This window comes from uncultured Pelagimonas sp. (genome assembly GCF_947498515.1).
Taxonomy (GTDB): domain Bacteria; phylum Pseudomonadota; class Alphaproteobacteria; order Rhodobacterales; family Rhodobacteraceae; genus Pelagimonas.
Genome location: NZ_CANMKO010000001.1, coordinates 82,497 through 100,977 on the forward strand (window position 1 = coordinate 82,497; position 18,481 = coordinate 100,977).

At 56.3% G+C, this 18,481-nt stretch carries 19 protein-coding genes; 10 read left to right on the forward strand and 9 right to left on the reverse strand.

Going from position 1 to position 18,481, the window contains the following annotated elements; all coding sequences use genetic code 11:
- Positions 1 to 73 precede the first annotated feature (73 nt).
- A complete protein-coding gene (locus Q1A43_RS00490; protein WP_299925267.1) occupies positions 74 to 526 on the forward strand; it encodes a nucleoside deaminase in 453 nt (150 codons plus the stop codon).
- Positions 523 to 1,065 (forward strand): rRNA large subunit pseudouridine synthase E, encoded by a 543-nt coding sequence (locus tag Q1A43_RS00495; RefSeq protein WP_299931666.1) that lies wholly within the window; start codon positions 523 to 525, stop codon positions 1,063 to 1,065. Before Q1A43_RS00490 ends, Q1A43_RS00495 begins: the two co-directional genes overlap by 4 nt.
- Positions 1,066 to 1,124: 59 nt before the next feature.
- Here the strand turns inward: Q1A43_RS00495 and hemF are convergent, their stop codons facing one another.
- From hemF to clpS, 4 genes are read right to left on the reverse strand one after another with little or no spacing between them, the layout of a single operon-like run.
- On the reverse strand, positions 1,125 to 2,015 hold the full coding sequence (hemF, locus tag Q1A43_RS00500) for an oxygen-dependent coproporphyrinogen oxidase (protein WP_299931667.1): 891 nt from the start codon (positions 2,013 to 2,015) through the stop codon (positions 1,125 to 1,127).
- 46 nt (positions 2,016 to 2,061) lie between these two features.
- The gene (locus tag Q1A43_RS00505; RefSeq protein WP_299931669.1) at positions 2,062 to 2,862 is read right to left on the reverse strand and encodes an SDR family oxidoreductase; all 801 of its coding nucleotides are present in this window, start codon (positions 2,860 to 2,862) and stop codon (positions 2,062 to 2,064) included.
- Between the two features lie 38 nt (positions 2,863 to 2,900).
- Entirely contained in the window at positions 2,901 to 3,887 is a 987-nt protein-coding gene (locus Q1A43_RS00510; protein ID WP_299931672.1) for a class I SAM-dependent methyltransferase, read from the reverse strand.
- A 21-nt stretch (positions 3,888 to 3,908) separates the two neighbouring features.
- The gene (gene clpS, locus Q1A43_RS00515; protein WP_299932484.1) at positions 3,909 to 4,235 is read right to left on the reverse strand and encodes an ATP-dependent Clp protease adapter ClpS; all 327 of its coding nucleotides are present in this window, start codon (positions 4,233 to 4,235) and stop codon (positions 3,909 to 3,911) included.
- 138 nt (positions 4,236 to 4,373) lie between these two features.
- Between clpS and Q1A43_RS00520 the strand changes: the two genes are divergently transcribed.
- The gene (locus Q1A43_RS00520; RefSeq protein WP_299931674.1) at positions 4,374 to 5,069 is read left to right on the forward strand and encodes an HAD family hydrolase; all 696 of its coding nucleotides are present in this window, start codon (positions 4,374 to 4,376) and stop codon (positions 5,067 to 5,069) included.
- A 319-nt stretch (positions 5,070 to 5,388) separates the two neighbouring features.
- Positions 5,389 to 6,774 carry a D-alanyl-D-alanine carboxypeptidase family protein gene (locus tag Q1A43_RS00525; protein WP_299932487.1) on the forward strand — a complete coding sequence of 462 codons (1,386 nt, stop codon included), beginning with the start codon at positions 5,389 to 5,391 and terminating at the stop codon, positions 6,772 to 6,774.
- Positions 6,775 to 6,781: 7 nt separating this feature from the next.
- Here the strand turns inward: Q1A43_RS00525 and Q1A43_RS00530 are convergent, their stop codons facing one another.
- A complete protein-coding gene (locus Q1A43_RS00530; protein WP_299931676.1) occupies positions 6,782 to 8,521 on the reverse strand; it encodes an alpha/beta hydrolase in 1,740 nt (579 codons plus the stop codon).
- Positions 8,522 to 8,712: 191 nt separating this feature from the next.
- Positions 8,713 to 8,919, reverse strand: coding sequence for a 30S ribosomal protein S21 (gene rpsU, locus Q1A43_RS00535; protein WP_049641104.1), 207 nt, complete (start codon positions 8,917 to 8,919; stop codon positions 8,713 to 8,715).
- Positions 8,920 to 9,032: 113 nt separating this feature from the next.
- Here rpsU and Q1A43_RS00540 point away from each other — a divergent pair, with 113 nt between their 5' ends.
- Together Q1A43_RS00540 and Q1A43_RS00545 are read left to right on the forward strand one after the other, a co-directional pair.
- Complete coding sequence (locus Q1A43_RS00540) at positions 9,033 to 9,722, forward strand: COQ9 family protein (RefSeq protein ID WP_299925296.1); 690 nt, start codon at positions 9,033 to 9,035, stop codon at positions 9,720 to 9,722.
- 69 nt (positions 9,723 to 9,791) lie between these two features.
- Complete coding sequence (locus Q1A43_RS00545) at positions 9,792 to 10,775, forward strand: NAD(P)H-quinone oxidoreductase (protein WP_299925298.1); 984 nt, start codon at positions 9,792 to 9,794, stop codon at positions 10,773 to 10,775.
- A 102-nt stretch (positions 10,776 to 10,877) separates the two neighbouring features.
- On the opposite strand, the gene hemC is transcribed toward Q1A43_RS00545, so the two are convergent.
- The gene (gene hemC / locus Q1A43_RS00550; protein ID WP_299931678.1) at positions 10,878 to 11,831 is read right to left on the reverse strand and encodes a hydroxymethylbilane synthase; all 954 of its coding nucleotides are present in this window, start codon (positions 11,829 to 11,831) and stop codon (positions 10,878 to 10,880) included.
- 100 nt (positions 11,832 to 11,931) lie between these two features.
- On the opposite strand from hemC, the gene hemE reads away from it, so the two are divergent.
- Positions 11,932 to 12,963 carry a uroporphyrinogen decarboxylase gene (gene hemE / locus Q1A43_RS00555; RefSeq protein ID WP_299931680.1) on the forward strand — a complete coding sequence of 344 codons (1,032 nt, stop codon included), beginning with the start codon at positions 11,932 to 11,934 and terminating at the stop codon, positions 12,961 to 12,963.
- A 64-nt stretch (positions 12,964 to 13,027) separates the two neighbouring features.
- On the opposite strand, the gene Q1A43_RS00560 is transcribed toward hemE, so the two are convergent.
- Positions 13,028 to 14,005, reverse strand: coding sequence for a DMT family transporter (locus tag Q1A43_RS00560; RefSeq protein ID WP_299931682.1), 978 nt, complete (start codon positions 14,003 to 14,005; stop codon positions 13,028 to 13,030).
- Positions 14,006 to 14,156: 151 nt separating this feature from the next.
- Here Q1A43_RS00560 and Q1A43_RS00565 point away from each other — a divergent pair, with 151 nt between their 5' ends.
- Together Q1A43_RS00565 and Q1A43_RS00570 are read left to right on the forward strand one after the other, a co-directional pair.
- Entirely contained in the window at positions 14,157 to 15,092 is a 936-nt protein-coding gene (locus Q1A43_RS00565; RefSeq protein WP_299925310.1) for an ABC transporter ATP-binding protein, read from the forward strand.
- Positions 15,089 to 15,850 carry an ABC transporter permease gene (locus tag Q1A43_RS00570; RefSeq protein WP_299931684.1) on the forward strand — a complete coding sequence of 254 codons (762 nt, stop codon included), beginning with the start codon at positions 15,089 to 15,091 and terminating at the stop codon, positions 15,848 to 15,850. The genes Q1A43_RS00565 and Q1A43_RS00570 overlap by 4 nt, the downstream gene beginning before the upstream one ends.
- A gap of 148 nt (positions 15,851 to 15,998) precedes the next feature.
- Here the strand turns inward: Q1A43_RS00570 and Q1A43_RS00575 are convergent, their stop codons facing one another.
- Positions 15,999 to 17,060: a YeeE/YedE family protein gene (locus Q1A43_RS00575; RefSeq protein ID WP_299931686.1), complete on the reverse strand. Its 1,062-nt coding sequence runs from the start codon at positions 17,058 to 17,060 to the stop codon at positions 15,999 to 16,001.
- A 187-nt stretch (positions 17,061 to 17,247) separates the two neighbouring features.
- Here Q1A43_RS00575 and Q1A43_RS00580 point away from each other — a divergent pair, with 187 nt between their 5' ends.
- Positions 17,248 to 18,477, forward strand: a complete 1,230-nt coding sequence (locus Q1A43_RS00580; protein ID WP_299931688.1) for an MFS transporter — start codon at positions 17,248 to 17,250, stop codon at positions 18,475 to 18,477.
- The last annotated feature ends 4 nt before the right edge of the window (positions 18,478 to 18,481 follow it).

Below are 18,481 nucleotides of genomic sequence, written 5' to 3' on the forward strand. Positions count from 1 at the left end.
CTAGCAGTCTCTGGCGAATTGGGATCAAGGCAACACGACTAGCCCATTTGCGTGGCAGAGGCTATAGGGCGTCATGACCTTTCGTAGCTATATGGATATCGCGCTGTCAGAGGCGCGCGCCGCCGCCGCCCGGGGTGAAGTCCCTGTTGGGGCTGTTGTTGTTGATCCATCTGGGGGCGTCATTGCCAAAGCCGGAAATCGCACCCGTGAAATGAATGATCCAACCGCCCATGCCGAAGTTTTGGCGATCCGCGCGGCCTGTTCTGTGTTGGGCGCTGAACGCCTTCCGGGGCATGATCTCTATGTGACGCTAGAACCCTGTCCGATGTGCGCCGGGGCAATCTCCTTTGCGCGGATCGGGCGGCTTTACTATGGCGCGGGCGATCCGAAATCAGGTGGCGTGGCCCAAGGTGCGCGGGTGTTTGACCATCCGCAATGTCACCATATACCCGAGATTTATGACGGCATTGCCGCGCAAGATGCGGCGGATCTATTGAAAGACTTTTTTGCGGAGCGCCGACTATGACCGTCATTTTGTTCAACAAACCCTTTGGTGTGTTGTCGCAGTTCACCGACAAGGGGACCGAGGGCAGCCAGCGTGAAACTCTGTCGAATTACATTGATGTGCCGGGGGTTTACCCGGCGGGCCGTTTGGATCGGGATAGTGAAGGCTTGATGGTTCTAACCGATGATGGCCAACTGCAGGCCAAGATTGCCCACCCGAAATTCAAAAAGCCCAAAACCTATCTGGTTCAGGTCGAGGGGGAACCCTCGGACAGCCAAATCGCGGCGCTGTGCAAGGGGGTTGAGCTTAAAGATGGGCTGACACGGCCAGCGAAAGCCGAACGAATTGATCCGCCTGATCTCTGGCCGCGCACTCCACCGGTACGGTTTCGCAAAACGGTGCCGGATGCATGGCTGTCCTTGACAATTACCGAAGGGCGCAACCGTCAGGTGCGGCGGATGACAGCCCATGTCGGGCTGCCGTGCCTGCGTTTGGTGCGCTGGTCCGTGGGCGATTGGAGCCTAGACGGTTTGGCCACAGGGGCATGGCGCAAGGCGTAAGCGCACCCAAATCTTTTGCAAAAGATTTGCAAATTCCGTGCACGGAATTTGGACCCGCGTCACACCCATTTCGCCAATGGGGGCAAGCTCATCAACACTGCGTTGGCGTCGTGCCCCGTCGCCAAGCCAAATTTAGTGCCGCGATCATAGACAAGATTGTATTCGGCATAGAGGCCGCGATGCACCAATTGCGCGTCTTTCTCAGCCTCTCCAAACGCATCCACACGGCGTTTTTCAACCAATGGCACATAGGCCGGAAGGAAGGCGCGACCGATGTCTTGGGTGAGCGCAAAGTCGGCCTCCCAATCGCCAGTATTGCGATCATCCATAAAAATCCCACCAACCCCACGGGCGCGATTGCGGTGTGGGATGTAAAAATACTCATCGGCCCATTTTTTGAGCTCGGGATAAAGGCTTTCACCATGTGGATCGAGATGAGCTTGTTGGGTGGCATGAAAATGCGCGGTGTCCTCGTCATATTCTAGGCAGGGGTTAAGGTCCGATCCGCCCCCAAACCACCAGGCATTTGGCGTCCAAAACATCCGGGTGTTCATATGAACCGCCGGGCAATGCGGGTTTTGCATATGGGCAACCAAGCTGATGCCCGAGGCCCAAAAGCGCGGGTCTTTTTCGATACCGGGAACACCGCGTGCCGCCATGGATTTTTGCGCCGCGTCGCCCAAGGTGCCGAAAACGGCCGACACGTTGACCCCGACTTTCTCAAAAACACGGCCACCGCGCATAACGCTCATCAAGCCGCCACCGGCATCCGACCCGTCATCAGAGTGGCGCTTGGTTTCGCTCACGTCAAAGCGACCAGCCGGTTGATCGGCAAAGGGGCCGGTGTCGTGGCTGTCTTCCAAGCCTTCAAACGCGGCAACAATCTCGTCGCGCAGGCTGCGAAACCAGCCGCTGGCGCGGGCTTTCTCGTCGGCAAAAATTTCGGTCATGGTCATCTCCCTGTCGGCGGTTGTGTAAACCGACAGAGGGTAAGCATCAATGTGCCGGGGCTGCGACAGGATCGAGCAGGGTGCGCCCGCCATCGATGGTCATAATCTGCCCGGTCATGAAACTTGAGCCTTCGCAGGCCAGAAACTGCACAGCTTCGGCAAGTTCCTCGGGGGCGGCGATGCGGCCGAGCGGCGTGTGTTGTTCAATGTCGGCGCGATAGTCATTGTGTTCTTTGAGAATGCCGCGCAAACTTGCGGACATCACCGACCCAAAGGCCACGGCATTGACGCGAATACGTTCGGGTGCGAGGGCAACCGCCATCGACCGGGTCATTTGATCCAATGCGGCGCAGGATACGGAGTAACCGAGCAATTCAGGGTGCGTCCGACGCGCGGCGATAGACGACAGGTTAATAATTGAGCCCACTTGCCCTTCATCCTGCCCTTCGGCCTGTTTGATCATCCGTTTGGCGACCAATTGGCTAAGGCGGAGCGATGTCATCAGGTTCTGGGACAACATTTGCTCAACCGACCCATCGTCAAAATCAAGCGGAGATGATTGCATCGTCTGACGGGAGCCATTGACCAGAATATCTACCCGATCAAAGGCGTCCAATGTGGCCGAGAGCAGGTTAGCCATGGTTAGACGTTCGCGTAAATCGCCCGCAAAATAGCGCATATTGCCATCTTCTTGCGTTGTGCCGCATTCCTTGACGAGACTGTCTTCGTCCATATCCGCGAACATGACATTTGCGCCCTTGTCGACGAAATGCCGCGCAATCGCCAGACCAACGCCGTTGGCAGAGCCTGTGACGATCGCCGTTTTGCCTTCGATGGAAAAACCCATAAGAGACTCCTTCGCCTATGCGGCGACGTTAGCCGAACTCATCGTCGTGTGCGAGAGGGGCGGGATGCATGTAGAATTTTGAATTTTGAATTCCCGGCAATTTCGCTGACATCGCGAAAATGGGCTTCCAAGGTTGCCTCATAGGGCAGGTGGCGGTTCGCAACCATCCACAGTTGACCATGGGCAGGCAAAAGGCGCGCGGCGCTGGTGATAAAGGCCTGCCCAAGGTTTGGGTCACCTTTGCGTCCGGTGTGAAAAGGCGGGTTCATAATAACCCCGTCCAATGTTCCGGCGGCCTTCCACGTTGTGGCATCATGCCAATGGAAATCTGCGCGGGTATCGGTGACGTTGGCCTTGGCACAGGTCAAAGCAGTTTGGTCCGCCTCGACAAGATGCAGCGTTTTAACGCCATCTCGCTTGAGAATCTCACGCGAGAGCCAACCCCAGCCAGCGCCAAGATCGGCAAAGTTCCCTTTGAGCGTTTTTGGAAGAGCATCGGCAAGCGCCTTAGACGCAGGATCGGACCCGGCTGCGGAAAACACACCCGGTGCGGTAAAATCACCCTCGGCATTGCGGCTCATCTCTGGCGCAAGCCAATCGTCCAACGCACCCGAGGCTTGAAACCAAAGACAGCGACCATGGGCTTTGGCCACATTGCCAAGCAAGGTCACTTTCTTTTTCAACGCCTTGGCGATCGGGTCAATCCCGTCGGTCTTTGCCCCGGAGATCACCACCAAACCCCCTGGCGTTGCCTGCGCGGCTTGCGCAATTCGGACCTGCGCCAAGGCGCGCACCCGAGGCAATGTCACAACGGATGTGGCATAGGGGCCTTTGGGCTCGGTTCCGGTGGCAACACGTTTTTCCCAAGTAGTGAACTCAGGGTGAAACCGTTGGATAACCTCAACCTGTTGGGGATCAAGATCACCCAGACCATCGGCAATCAACGCGCCAAACAGCGCAATTTTCCCGTCAGGCAGGGTCAGACCCGCCGAAGACGTGGCGTAGGAGAGGCGATCCATGCTCATCTCAGAACGGCCCTCGCGGACCTATTCCTTTTCCATGGTGCATTGGAGGGGGTGCTGATTTTGGCGGGCAAAATCCATCACCTGGCTCACTTTGGTTTCAGCGATCTCATGGGAAAAGACACCCACAACCGCCAGACCCTTTTTGTGAACCGTCAACATGACCTCAAATGCTTGGGCATGGGTCATGCCGAAAAAGCGTTCTAAAACGTGAACGACAAACTCCATCGGCGTGTAATCGTCGTTCAACAGCATCACCTTGTACAATGGTGGCCGTTTGGTTTTTGGCCGTGTCTGCACAGCAATACCGGCATTCCCTTCGCCATCATCCGGCCCATTTGGGTCGGTCATGGTGAAATTCTGGGCGAGCGTCCGGAAGTTCAGGGTGTTTGTCATCAGCTGCGTGCTTTGCCTTCATACGGTTAGCCCGGTTATATAACCTGTCTGACCGCGACGAAAAGGGGGCGCGGGAAAGCTAAGAGGTGAAAGGTGAAGAAATTACGTACAATTGGCTTCGATGCCGACGATACGCTTTGGCATAACGAGCGTTTTTTCCATCTAACCCAACAGCGATTCGCGGAGTTGTTAAGGGATTACGCAGAGCCCGAGCATCTAGATGCCCGTCTTCTCGATGCAGAGCGGCGCAACATTGGCCACTATGGGTTTGGGGTAAAAGGGTTCACGCTCTCGATGATTGAAACAGCAATTGATGTCACCGATGGCAAGGTGCCGGCGTCGGTTATCTCACAATTGTTGGAGGCAGGGCGCGACATGCTGGATCACCCGATGGAGATTTTGCCCCATGCCCGTGAGGCCGTTGAGGCGGTTTGCGGCGGGCATCATCTGGTTTTGATCACCAAGGGGGATTTGTTGCATCAGGAACGAAAGCTCGCGCAATCGGGATTGGGGGAGCTATTCGATGCGGTCGAAATTGTCTCGGACAAGGTGCCCGCCACCTATGCGCGGATTTTTGAAACCAAACCCGGCGGTGCCGAGGCGGCGATGATGGTCGGTAATTCGATGAAGTCTGATGTGCGCCCGGCAATCGAGATCGGCAGCTGGGGCGTTTTTGTTCCCCATGATCTGGCTTGGGATCTTGAGCATGCGGAACCGCCGCTATCACCGCGGTTTCACACTCTCAATAACTTATCGGAATTGGCCGATTTGGTCGCGCAAATTGGCTGAAAATTTGTCGCCACATTTTTGCCTTAATTCGTCACAATTGCGCCTTAATGGCCGGTCTAGGGGTGCTTTTGGGGGAAACCCCTAGATGTTGAATGGGCGGTTAACATAAAGTTACGAAAAATCAATGGATTGCGGGCTTTTCTGAAAGTGGTTTCCGTGCTAGAGTCACTCCTAATAACAATATTGGGTCACCGGAAAACCGGGACCACCGAGGCAGTAGAAGGCAGAGATCGTGACGGGACGTCGCAGGCAAACAGGCCGATTGAGCCTGTATCTATTCACGTTTATCTGGTTGGCCCTATTGGTGCCGTTCAGCGCGATGGCTGCGCCCTACGCAGCTTTGGTGATGGATGCCCGATCAGGCAAAGTTATGCACGCACGCAACGCAGACACGCGTTTGCATCCGGCATCGCTGACCAAAATGATGACACTCTATGTCGCCTTTGAGGCGGTGCAGAACGGCGAAATCAGCATGGACACCACGGTCAAGATTTCGACGCATGCGGCCTCTGAGCCGCCGTCGAAACTTGGGCTTAGGGCTGGGCAAAAGATCAAGCTGCGCTATCTAGTTCGGGCGGCTGCGGTGAAATCCGCAAATGACGCGGCCACAGCGATTGGCGAAGCGATCGAAGGTAGCGAAGCCGCCTTTGCGCGCCGTATGAATCGCACGGCCAAAGCCTTGGGTATGACGCGGACATCTTTTCGCAATGCGCATGGGTTAACCGAAAGCGGTCACCTGTCGACGGCACGTGACATGACGATCTTGGGTCGTCACGTCATTTATGACTATCCGATGTATTACAACCTGTGGTCACGCAAAACAGCGGATGCGGGGATTAAAACCGTTTCACATACCAACCGCCGCTTGTTGTCGAGCTATCGTGGTGCCGACGGGATCAAAACCGGCTATACGCGAGCCGCTGGGTTCAACCTTGTTGCCTCGGCCGAGCGTGGTCGGGAGCGGGTGATCGCGACGGTGTTTGGTGGTCGGTCAACGGCATCGCGCAACGCCAAAGTTGCTGAATTGCTGGATTTGGGGTTCAAACGTGCGCCAACGCGCGTTGCCTTTCGGGCCCCCAAAAAGCCGCCCTACCGTGGGTCCGGCCGTGGAAAAACGGTCGTCGTTGAAGCGCCAGCGCCTAAACCGACGGCCAAACCCGGTGCACGGGCCAAATCGGTGCGCGTTGCATCGGCCGCCGTCACAAGAAGCTTGCGACCACAAGCGCGACGGATAAAAATTCCTGATACATCCCGTATGGTTGCCGACGTTCAGGATGATATCGAAAGTGTCCTGAAAGAAGTGCAAAACGTCGCGGCTGTGGCCCCGACCAAACCGGGTATTGCGCCAGCGGCCTCAGTCAAGCCAGTGATCCGACCGGCGGGTGTTGCGGTTGCAGCCGTGGCCCCCAGAGATGTGGCATCCCCCTCTCGCAAGGCCGAAGTTGTGACACGTTTGTCGACATCCGGTGGGCGCCATTGGGGTATCAACGTTGGGCGCTATCCCAGCCGCTTTGCCGCCGAAAAGGTATTGTTAAAGACCGCTCTGGCGGAAACCACCACCTTGGATGGCTCATTGCGCAAAGTGGTCAAAGGCAAACGCGGGTTCGACGCGAACTTCATGGGCTTGTCTCGTGATACTGCTGAATTGGCCTGCAAACGCCTACAGGCCCGTCAGGTGACGTGCTTTATGATCGGCCCGGGCTGATTTAGGCCTATTGCGGATCCGTCAAAATGCGTTCGATCAAGGATAGGATCACTTCGATCCTGCCTTGATCGGGCACCAACTCTACCACCAGCTTTCTCGCGTCTTCGCTTTGGTGGATGTTCTTTTGCTGCAAGTTTGAAAAGACACTGATCAGGTCATTTGAAGGGCATTGCCCGGTACGGTAATCCCAAACCGGTTGCTGGCTGTCGGACCGTATTTGCAAGCCACAGCGTTGTGCCGGCGAGGCATCTTGCCAGAACAACGTCGCCATATCCGCGAGGGCGGAACTGTCATTGGAAAAGTAGTTATGCGCCAACATGTCTTCGCCCATGGCGGTCATGTCGATGCTGTCGATCCCACTGGAGGCCAGTAATAGATCGCCGCCCAACCCGGCTCTCGGCGTTGTCCCATGCAACTTGTGAGACGAAACCAATGCCCAATCGGTGGACGAGGCATAGAGGGTTGTCCGTTTGGCCAAGGGTTTGAAAACATTTGCCATTGCGGCGAATAATTCTGTATCAACATCCGGGGCGGCAAACATAACCTGGCCCAAAACAGGTGGGTCTTGGGGTTTTGCATTTCGGCGCAGGGCCATGATCTCCAGCGCATCGGTCAAGGCCCGTGATCCCATGGAATGGGCGAGAACATGCACCGTGCGCGCGCCCGAGCGTTGGACCAAATCCTCAAGGAAAACCGCCAAACGCCGCCCCGAAAGGCGCACAACGGCGGCATCGGCAAAATAACCGGCGGTTTTATTGCGCGATGGCCAAGAGAAAAGCACCGGAACGGCGGCGTTGCCCATATCAAAGGTGATCTGAGCAGCACGCTGGGCGGCATATTCGAAACTATGGTTAAAGCCGTGAATATAAACAAAGAGATCACGCTGCGGATCGGCCGTAAACTCGCCCTGTAAGCGGCCAAAGAAGGCATCGGCATTCACCGGTTCCACCGATTTTAGCAAAATGTGTTTGGTTGGCGACGGGTTGAACTCCAACCGCCACACCGACGGGCGCTCGACGGTTCCGGCGACATGGGTTTCAGGGATCGTGACCTGCGCGACACCCAATTCCAAATGCGTATTGCGCTGTGTTCCATAAAACTCGCGCGGATCGCTTTGACCGGTCCGGGCGCGATCAGTGGCATAATAGACATCGACAATGCGAAATCCGTTTTTTGGGTTTTCGGCCTGTGTTTCAAATGTTGGTCCGGTCAGGGCTTCGCGCGCCGCCAATGCCATATCGGCGGCCTTGGGATCACGATCCAGATTGGCCAGCCGCTCCAAAAGCTCATAAAGGCTTAGCAAAGCAACGTCGTCGCGGCCGGTTTCCTTTTCCGCGGCAATGGCGGCTTCGGTGACCTGCCGAGCGCGGCCAAGGGCTTGTTCTTGCTCATACAAGGCGGCAGATTTGAGAAAGGCGGGAACCGGGTCTTGGCGCAGATGCGCGCGTGAAAAGGCACGGGTGCGTGCAACAGACGCCCAAGCATCAGCCGCCTGCAAAGTTTGGCCCATCTGTTCGAGCAACTCGGCGCGCAGCTGGAGCAGGTCCAACAAAATTCGAATATCAGGCGGGGTGCCTACTGCGCGTGGATCACGTAGGGCGACGTCGGTTTCCTGAAGCGCGGCAAGGGGGTCACTCTGGGCCAATCGGTCAATGCTGACCACCCGCGAAATATCCTGCGCAGACGCCGTCTGCCACCCCAGCGGGGTCACAAGCAAAACCGTTAAAAACACGAACAGCGGGCGCATTGGCATTTGGGGTCCAATTCCTGACAAGCAAAGAAAACTGATTTTCGCCGCTGGCACGCAATATGACAAGGGCAGGGATGCCCTACCTTTTCAGCGTCCTAGACCGCAAATCAAGGTCCCAAAAATGACAAACCCCCGAACGCCAAGGCATTCGGGGGTCGTCTATCTTTTACAGCGTAAACAATAACTGCTTACATCATGCCTTCGCGTTGAGCTTTTTTACGAGCCAACTTGCGGGCACGGCGGATGGCCTCGGCCTTCTCGCGCGCTTTTTTCTCGGACGGTTTCTCGAAATGCTGACGTAGCTTCATTTCGCGGAACACACCTTCGCGCTGCAGTTTTTTCTTCAGAGCGCGAAGCGCCTGATCGACATTGTTGTCACGAACACTGACCTGCATGTGGTTTTCACCACCTTTCTAGTTTGTGTTGCAAGGATTTGCAGGAGCTCGGCCTATAGCAAGCGCGTTAAAATTTGTCTAGTCTTAGCGAACAGACCAAAGGAACCCGTGACATGTCGGACCAAATTTCCACCTCGCCTGTTGATCCCCTATTGGATGCTGCTTTGATCCATGTGCCGTTTGATGGCTGGAACGAAGAGACATTTAAAGCCGCTGTTCAAGACTGTGGAATGGACATGGCAATGGCGCGCGCGCTGTGCCCACGTGGGGCATTGGACCTTGCTATACTGTATCATCAGCGTGGTGATGACGCGATGGTGGCACGGATGGTAGAGGCCGGATTCGACGACATGCGCATCCGCGACAAGGTCACCTTTGCAGTGCGCGCCCGGATCGAGGCGGTTGATGATCGCGAGTTGGTTCAGCGTGGAACAACCTTGTTTGCCCTGCCGCAAAATGCGGCGGATGGGGCCAAATTGATCTGGGGTACTTCTGATCGCATTTGGACTGCGATGGGCGATTCGTCGCGTGATCTGAACTGGTATTCAAAGCGCGCGACGCTCTCGGCGGTGTATTCTTCGGTGGTTTTGTATTGGTTGGGGGATCAGTCCGACGGACATAGTGCCACATGGGAGTTCTTGGACCGTCGTATTGAAAACGTCATGCAGTTTGAGAAAACCAAAGCGGCGATGCGCAAAGCCCCGGTGATTGGCGGTGTGATGGATGGCTTGGGCAAGCTATTTGAGCAGGTCAAAGCGCCCGAGGGTGGCCCACGCAATGTTCCCGGTGGACGCCCGTTCTAAGACGTGCGCCCCACTTGCACCGCGCCGCAAGGGTGATACCAACAGGGGGAGCCGGAAGAGGAGCCCCCGATGACACAAACCATGCGCGCAATTGAGATCACCGAACATGGTGGCCCCGAGGTTTTGAAACCCTGTGAACGCCCGATGCCCGAGGCGGGACCGGGTCAGGTTGTGATCAAAGTGGCCTATGCCGGGGTTAACCGCCCCGACGCGTTACAGCGTGCCGGCATGTATAACCCACCCGCCGGGGCGTCGGACCTTCCGGGGCTTGAGGCATCGGGTGAAGTTGTTGCGGTCGGCAGCGGCGTTGAGTGGCCCGCGATCGGCGAAAAGGTCTGTGCCTTGTTGCCCGGTGGCGGATATGCCGAATATGTGGCGACCCCTGCGGCGCATTGCTTGCCTGTTCCCAATGGCATGGGTCTGAAAGAGGCGGCATGTTTGCCGGAAACCTTCTACACCGTCTATTCCAACGTGTTTCAACGCGGGGCGTTGCAGGCCGGAGAGCGGTTCTTGATCCACGGTGGGTCAAGCGGGATTGGCACAACCGCCATCCAGCTCGCGTCGCAGTTTGGCGCACGGGTGTTTGTAACCGCAGGGTCGGATGAAAAATGTCAGGCCTGTCTGGAGTTGGGGGCGGAAAAAGCCATCAATTACCGTGATGCCGATTTCGTCGATGTGATCCGGGCCGAAGGTGGGGCCGATCTAATCTTGGATATGGTTGGCGGGCCGTATTTGCCGCGCAACGTCAAAGCTTTGGCCGATGATGGACGGCTCGTCCAAATCGCGTTTTTGCAAGGGCCCAAGGTCGAGTTGAACTTTGCGCAGGTGATGACGCGCCGTCTGACAATCACCGGAAGCACGCTCCGCCCGCAAAGCGATCTGGCCAAGGCGCGGATTGCGGACGCGCTGCGCGACAAGGTTTGGCCCATGTTGGATGCAGGTAAGATCGCGCCAGTGATGGATTCGGAATTTGCCTTTGTGGACGCAGCCCAAGCCCACGCCCGCATGGAAAGCTCGGGGCATATCGGGAAAATTGTTCTGAAGGTTGGATAATTAAACCAGTGGCGGAGGGGGCTAGCCCCCTCTGGAGCCTTCAGCTCCATTCACCCCCAGGATATTTGGGGAAAGAAGAAGCAGAAGGCGGGATCATCGGTGTCAGTGCCAGTCAAAGAAACCCGGACCGGCCTTTCCTTTAAGTTCTTGCGCCAATTGGCGGCCGAGTTGCGGACCGTCAAAGGCCTTGCCGCTGATTTCACCGGCATGAGATGTGCTACCATCTGGGCGGAGAATTTCGCCGCGTAGGCGCAGTGTTCCGCCATCGAGTTCAGCCAGAGCCGCAATCGGTGTTTCGCAAGACCCATCGAGTTCCGCCAAAAAGGCGCGCTCAGCGGCAAGACGAATACCGGTGTTTGTGTCGTGGATTTTCGCCAGCATCAGTTCCATCCGCGTATCATCTGTCCGGCGTTCAATACCGATGGCACCTTGGGCAACCGCTGGCAGCATGTCTTCTGGTTCAATGGCTGTCCGGGGAACCTCGGTCATCGACATACGGTTCAGACCTGCCATGGCAAGGAAGGTGGCAACTGCGACGCCTTCGTTGAGTTTTTTGAGGCGGGTTTGGACGTTGCCGCGAAATTCAACCACTTGCAGGTCGGGGCGGCGCGCCAATAGCTGCGCTCGGCGACGCAAGGAAGACGAGCCAACCACCGCGCCTTGGGGCAGGTCATGTAGGCTTTGGAACTGCGGGCAGATAAAGGCATCTCGCGTGTCTTCGCGCGGTAGATAGGTGTTGAGGATCAGGCCGTCCGGCTGCTCCGTCGGCATGTCCTTCATCGAATGCACCGCGATATCGATGTCGCCGTTTAGCATCGCTTCTTCGATCTCTTTGGTGAAAAGGCCCTTGTTGCCGATTTCCTTGAGCGGGCGGTCCGCGTCAATCAAGCTGCGATCATCGCCAGTTGTCTTGATCACGACAATTTCGAATGCATCCTCAGGCAGATCAAAGGCCGCCATCAGGCGCGCGCGGGTTTCATGGGCCTGAGCCAGCGCCAGCGGGGATCCGCGGGTGCCGATTTTCAACGGGGCATCTGCTGTGGGCTTCTGTGTCATGGAGGAAGCTTTAGCGCTGCAAGCGCGGGGTGACAATGGGCTGCGCTTGACATCCTGTCTCAGGCGCGGGACGAGGGTGACAAACAACAAAGGTGCCGTCATGACCAAAACCATTTTGCGTGCGCTTGCCGGAGAGACATTGCCCACTCCGCCGATCTGGATGATGCGGCAGGCCGGGCGTTATTTGCCGGAATACAAAGCGACCCGCGCGCAGGCAGGGGATTTCCTGTCGCTGTGCTATAATTCCGAACTTGCGGCCGAGGTGACGTTGCAACCGATCCGCCGCTATGGGTTTGATGCGGCGATCCTCTTTGCGGATATCTTGTTGCTGCCCCAGGCGCTGGGCATGGATTTGTGGTTTGTGACCGGTGAAGGGCCGCGTTTGTCGACCATCGGTTCGGATGCTGATTTTGACAAGCTGGGTCGCGGTGAGATGATCCACGAAACGCTCAATCCGGTTTACGAAACCGTGCGGATTTTGCGCAAGGAATTGCCCGAGGAAACGACGCTGATCGGCTTTGCTGGTGCGCCATGGACGGTGGCGACCTATATGATTGCTGGCAAAGGCACCAAGGATCAAGGGCCTGCCCATGCGCTTAAAGGGGAAAACCGGGCGCTGTTTGAAAAGATCATCGACCGTTTGACCGAATCGACCATTGATTACTTGACCGAACAAGTCAAAGCCGGTGCCGAGGTTGTTAAAATCTTCGATAGCTGGGCCGGGTCTTTGCAGGGCGACGATTTTGACCGCTATGCCAAGGAACCCGCGCGGATCATTACCGGTGAGCTGAAATCACGCTTCCCTGACCTGCCGGTCATAGCGTTCCCGCGTCAGGCGGGCGACAAATACGTTGGTTTCCACGAGGCGACCGGGGCGGACTGTGTGGCGCTTGATGATAGTGTCACCGCCGAATGGGCCGCGGCCAATGTTCAGACCGGTGGCTGTGTTCAAGGCAATCTGGCCAGCCGTCATATGGTGACCGGTGGTCAGGATCTGGTGGATGAGACCAAGCGTATCGTCAAAGCCTTGTCCAATGGGCCGCACATCTTCAACCTAGGTCACGGCATCACACCGGATGCGGACCCAGAGAATGTGCAACTGATGATCGACGCGGTTCGCGGAAAGGTCTAACCTTTCCGGCCTGCGCAGCAAAATCCGTGCACGGATTTTGGGCGTCCGGACGCGACCATCGAAATTAACGCCGCCCCCAAAGCTTGCGACGACCGGGCAGGGGGCGGTTTTTTATTTGCTCGCGCAGGAATACAAACAACCCTGCTGCGATGATCAAGGTACAGCCAATCCACATGGCGACATCTGGCCATTCGCCAAAAATCATCCATCCCCAAAAGATCGCCAGCGGCAGGCCGATGTATTCAAACGGGGCTATGGTGGCGGCATTGGCGGAGCGATAGGCGGCGCTCAGGCAGTAGCCGATGGCCCCGGAACACAGGCCCAAGCCGATGAAAACAGGAATGTCGCCCGTGTCCGGCCAGCGCCATGCGCGCAATAGGAAGGTGACACTGTCATTATCGATACCTTCTGCGTAGCGACCATCGCCTGCGACCAGGAAAAACAGGGTCGACACCACTAGAAACGTTGACTGGATATAAAACGCCAGTGCGGACGCCGGAGAAGACACGCCGAGTTTGCGGGTTAGGACTTGGGTAAAGGCATAGAGGAACGCCGCGATGACCGGCAGAAATAGGACGAAAAGCGGAACGCTGGATTCGCCGCTCCAAGGCTGTTGAACAATCACAACGCCGATGAGGCCAACCAAAACCGCCGCCAATCGCAAAATGCCGACCTTTTCACCAAGGATAGGGATCGACAAAAGCGTGATAAATAGGGGCGCGACAAAGAAAAGTGCGGTGGCTTGGCCAAGCGGCATAACCGCCACCGCCGCGTAGAATGTCATATTCGCAAAGACGATCAATGCGCCACGCAAGGCGTGAATGCCCGGTGTCGAGGTGCGCAGCGCTGCAAACCCGCCTTCGAACTTTAAAAACAACAGCGTAAAGAGCAGCCCGACAAAGGATCGCACCCAGATGGTTTGATGCAGCGGATAGCCGTCCGACAACATTTTGACCAACAGGTCGTTGACGGAAATGGCAGCCGTGCCAATCAGGATAAACATGATCCCTTTGGCCGGAAGATTGAGTTTTTCGGAGGTCATGCACCAGCCCTATCTGCCGGTTTACGACGCGTCCAGCCAGTTTGCGACAGGACGAACCAATAGGTCTGTGCATGGGTGCTGTGCAGGATTGAACAATTGCCTTTGCGGTGTGCACATTTAGGGTACAGCGGGCGAAATCAGGGGGCCAAACATGGCAATGGTAGAAATCCGCGACGTGCGGAAAGTGTATGAAGGCGGGTTTGAAGCGCTCAAAGGCGTGTCGCTTGATATCGAAGAAGGGGAAATCTTGGCGCTGCTTGGGCCGAATGGTGCGGGCAAGACAACGCTAATTTCGGCGATTTGCGGGATCACGCTGCCGACCGACGGGACCATTGTCGTTGGCGGCAATGATGTCATCGACAACTACCGCGAAGCGCGCAACCTGATTGGCCTGGTGCCACAAGAGATCAATCTCGAACCGTTTGAAAAGGTGATCAACACGGTGCGGTTTTCACGGGGTCTGTTTGGCAAACCGCGCAATGATGCATTTATCGAGCAGGTCTTGCGCAAGCTGTCGCTTTGGGAAAAGCGGGATGCCAAAGTGATGGAGCTTTCTGGCGGTATGAAGCGCCGGGTTTTGATTGCCAAGGCGCTTAGCCACGAACCGCGGGTGCTGTTTCTGGACGAACCAACCGCCGGCGTTGATGTCGAGTTGCGCCGCGATATGTGGGAAACGGTCGAGGAGCTGAAACGCGATGGCGTGACCATCATTTTGACCACCCATTACATCGAAGAAGCCGAGGCCATTGCCGACCGGATCGGCGTGATCAACAGCGGTGAGATCCTTTTGGTTGAAGGAAAAGAAGCGCTTATGGCGCAGATGGGGCAGAAAGAGTTGCGTGTTGAATTAACCGATCCACTAGATGCTATCCCCGACAGCCTGTCGCAATTCGACCTCACGCTTGACGACGATGGTCGGACGCTTGTCTACACCTTTGACGCAAAGGCCGACCGCACTGGGATTGGGCGTTTGATGGCGGCCTTGCCTGATGCGGGTCTCAAGGTGTGTGATGTGAACACGGTCCAAAGCTCTCTCGAGGATATTTTTGTTGGCCTTGTTCATGGTCAAGGGGAGGACGCAGCATGAACTGGCAAGCCGTCGCATCAATCTACCGCTTTGAAATGGCAAGGTTCTTTCGAACCTTGGCGCAAAGCTTCATTTCACCGGTCATCTCGACCGCCTTGTATTTCGTCGTCTTTGGCGCGGCGATTGGCTCGCGGATTGATCAGGTCGAAGGCGTGAGCTATGGGGCCTTTATTGTGCCGGGACTGATCATGCTTTCGGTCATGACACAGGCGCTTTCCAACGCGTCTTTTGGCATCTACTTCCCCAAGTTCATCGGCACGATCTTTGAACTCTTGTCTGCTCCGGTGAACTTCCTTGAAATCGTGCTCGGCTATGTTGGGGCGGCTGCAACCAAGGCGATGTTCATCGGCGTTGTGATCCTTGTGACCTCGGCGCTTTTTGTGGACATTCATATTGCCCACCCGGTGGCAATGATCCTGTTCATGCTGCTGACCTGCATAAGCTTTTCGCTTTTTGGATTCATCATCGGCATTTGGGCGCGTAATTTTGAACAGCTTCAGCTTATTCCGCTACTGGTGGTTACGCCGTTGGTGTTCCTAGGTGGGGCGTTTTATTCGATCTCGATGTTGCCCCCGGTGTGGCAAGTCATCACCAAATTTAACCCGGTGGTTTACCTGATTTCGGGTTTCCGCTGGTCGTTTTTTGGGGTTGCTGATGTGCCTATTGCGACAAGCCTTTTGGCCATTGGTGGCTTTACGGCGCTGTGCCTTGGGGCAATCTGGTGGATCTTCAAAACCGGATGGCGCATCCGCCAATGACCACATGATCAAAGAAACAGGAGCGGAAAGGCCTCACCGCCCCGCTCCTGTCCCGCAAGCTGCGTTGTTTTGCCAAACCCACGCTGCTCGTGCCTAGTGATGTGCGGGTCTTTGCGGCGGTTTTCAACCCATCGCGACCCGGTGTGGGTTAGGCCGTTGCCGTTTCGTTTCGCCCACCTAGGGCCATGTCCATCGCCATGCCACCAATCCACATGCAAAATAGGGCAAGCCAAGCGGTTCCGGCAAAGATCGAACCACCGCTCACACCGGCCCCAATGGCACATCCACCCGCCAACATGCCGCCAAAGCCCATCATAACCGCGCCAATCATTGCGCGCCGCATGGGGCCCGCGCCTTCAAAGGCTTGGAACTGAAACTCTTTGGCCAAAACGGCGGATAGGAAGGACCCGATTACAACGCCGGGAACCAGACCGATGTCAAATTCCAAGATCGAGTTGCGATCAAGAAAGAACATCAAGGTGTTGGCCGACGGGCCGGTAAAGGTCAGGCTTTCGATTTGCACCGGTTCAAAAGCAACCTGAGACAAGGCGTAGGTCAACCCATAGCCCACGGCCGCCGCAAAACCGACGCCAGAGGCAAAGAAAAGCCGGGTAAACCCGATCTTGTTACGGCGAGACAGCTCAAGCGCCAAAAGCGCGATCAAAAGCCCAAGGATCAAACCGGATTCCTTGGGCAAATGGGCGACTGAGAGCAAATCCATGTTGCGCCCCCCCGATGTAATCCAGAGCGAGGCAATAGAATCGCGCAGCGGGGCCAGCCAGCCGGTTAGGCTCATCTGGGCAACGACCGCAAAGATCAGCCCGGACACGATCGAGCGCATATTGCCGGTCGCCGCCAAAACCAAAAGGCGTCCGGAACACCCGCGCGCCAAAACCATACCCGCGCCGAAAATCAAACCACCAACCACAGCGCCGGACCAACTGCCGGGAACGGCCATCATTCGCGCTTCGCTGGTGTCCATAAGGCCCAAAAGCTGTGCCCCTTGGACCCAGACAACCGCCGTTGAAAAGGTCAAAAGCCATACGGCGACTTTGTCTTCCATGCGGCCGCGGGCAAATTCGACCGTGGCGGCGCGCAGGCAAAACCGGGATCGTTGCGCAGCAACACCAAAGATGATGCCAGTGATCAAACCAAACAGAGCCGCCGTCGGGTTTTCACCGATGCTCTCTACCAAGGGAACCAAATCCATGCGCCGCTCCTTTCCCGCTTTGGCGGAACCTGCGCCAAATGTGATGAGAGTCGCCTTGACTTATATCATACGCATGCATGAATTATGATTTGTTTTTGCTGAATGTGTGTGGGCCACACTTTTGATGCGCATTCACGCACCAATAGACGACTCGCCAAAGCATCTTAGGGGGCGTAAAGCCGAGGGTATGAAAACCATTACCCTATCTGATGCCCAGTCTCTGCCAATCTGGCAGCGCCCTGTGACGCTTTTGTTTTTGATGGCCATTGCATTGCCCTTGTCGTTTTCGACATGGCTGGCCCTGCTCAATAACTTTGTCATCGAAGTGGCGCAGTTTGACGGATCGGATATTGGCTGGCTCCACACTGTCCGTGAAATCCCCGGTTTTCTTGCCGTCGGGGTGATTTTGGTCATCCTATTTGTGCGCGAACAGGTGCTTGCCTTGCTTTCCTTGACCCTGTTGGGCGTGGCGACCGCTGTCACCGCATGGTTCCCGACGGTGGGGGGGATTATGTTTGTCACTCTGTTTAGCTCGATTGGGTTTCACTATTACGAAACCGTCAACCAAAGCCTGCAATTGCAATGGCTGCCCAAGGACCAGGCGCCCAAGGTGCTTGGCTGGTTGATCGCGGCCGGGTCCGCGGCGACGCTGGTTGCCTACACGCTGATCGTTTTGACATGGGAAAGCTTGGGGTTGTCTTACAACACCGTCTTTATGGCCTCTGGCGGTTTGACCCTGTTGATTGTTGCCTATTGCGCCATTGGTTTCCGCCAATTCGAAAGCCCAAACCCGCAGGTCAAAAAGTTCATTCTGCGCCGCCGCTATTGGCTCTATTATGCGCTGCAATTCATGGCTGGTGCGCGTCGGCAGATTTTTGTCGTCTTTGTCGGCTTTATGATGGTCGAGCGGTTTGGTTTTGAGGTGCACGAGATCACGGCGCTCTATCTGGTCAATTATGTTGCAACCATTCTTCTCGCCCCGGTCTTTGGACATGCCGTGGCGCGGTTTGGCGAACGTCGGACATTGGCCTTTGAATACATTGGGTTGATCCTTGTCTTTCTGGCCTATGGCGGCATCTATTGGTTCGGCTGGGGCGTTTTACTGGCCTGTGTGCTGTACGTGCTTGACCATCTGTTTTTTTCGCTGGCACTGGCGCTAAAGACCTATTTCCAAAAGATCGCCGATCCGGGCGATATTGCCCCAACGGCGGCTGTGGCGTTTACCATCAACCACATTGCAGCGGTGTTTTTGCCGGCTTTGTTGGGGTATTTGTGGCTGGTCTCGCCGGGGGCTGTATTTATCCTCGCGGCGATGATGGCAGCGATCAGCCTGGGGTTGGCGCTGATGATCCCGCGCCACCCGGTGCCCGGCTATGAAACCATCTTTGCGCGCGGTTTGGCGGCTCCGGCGGAATAGGCGC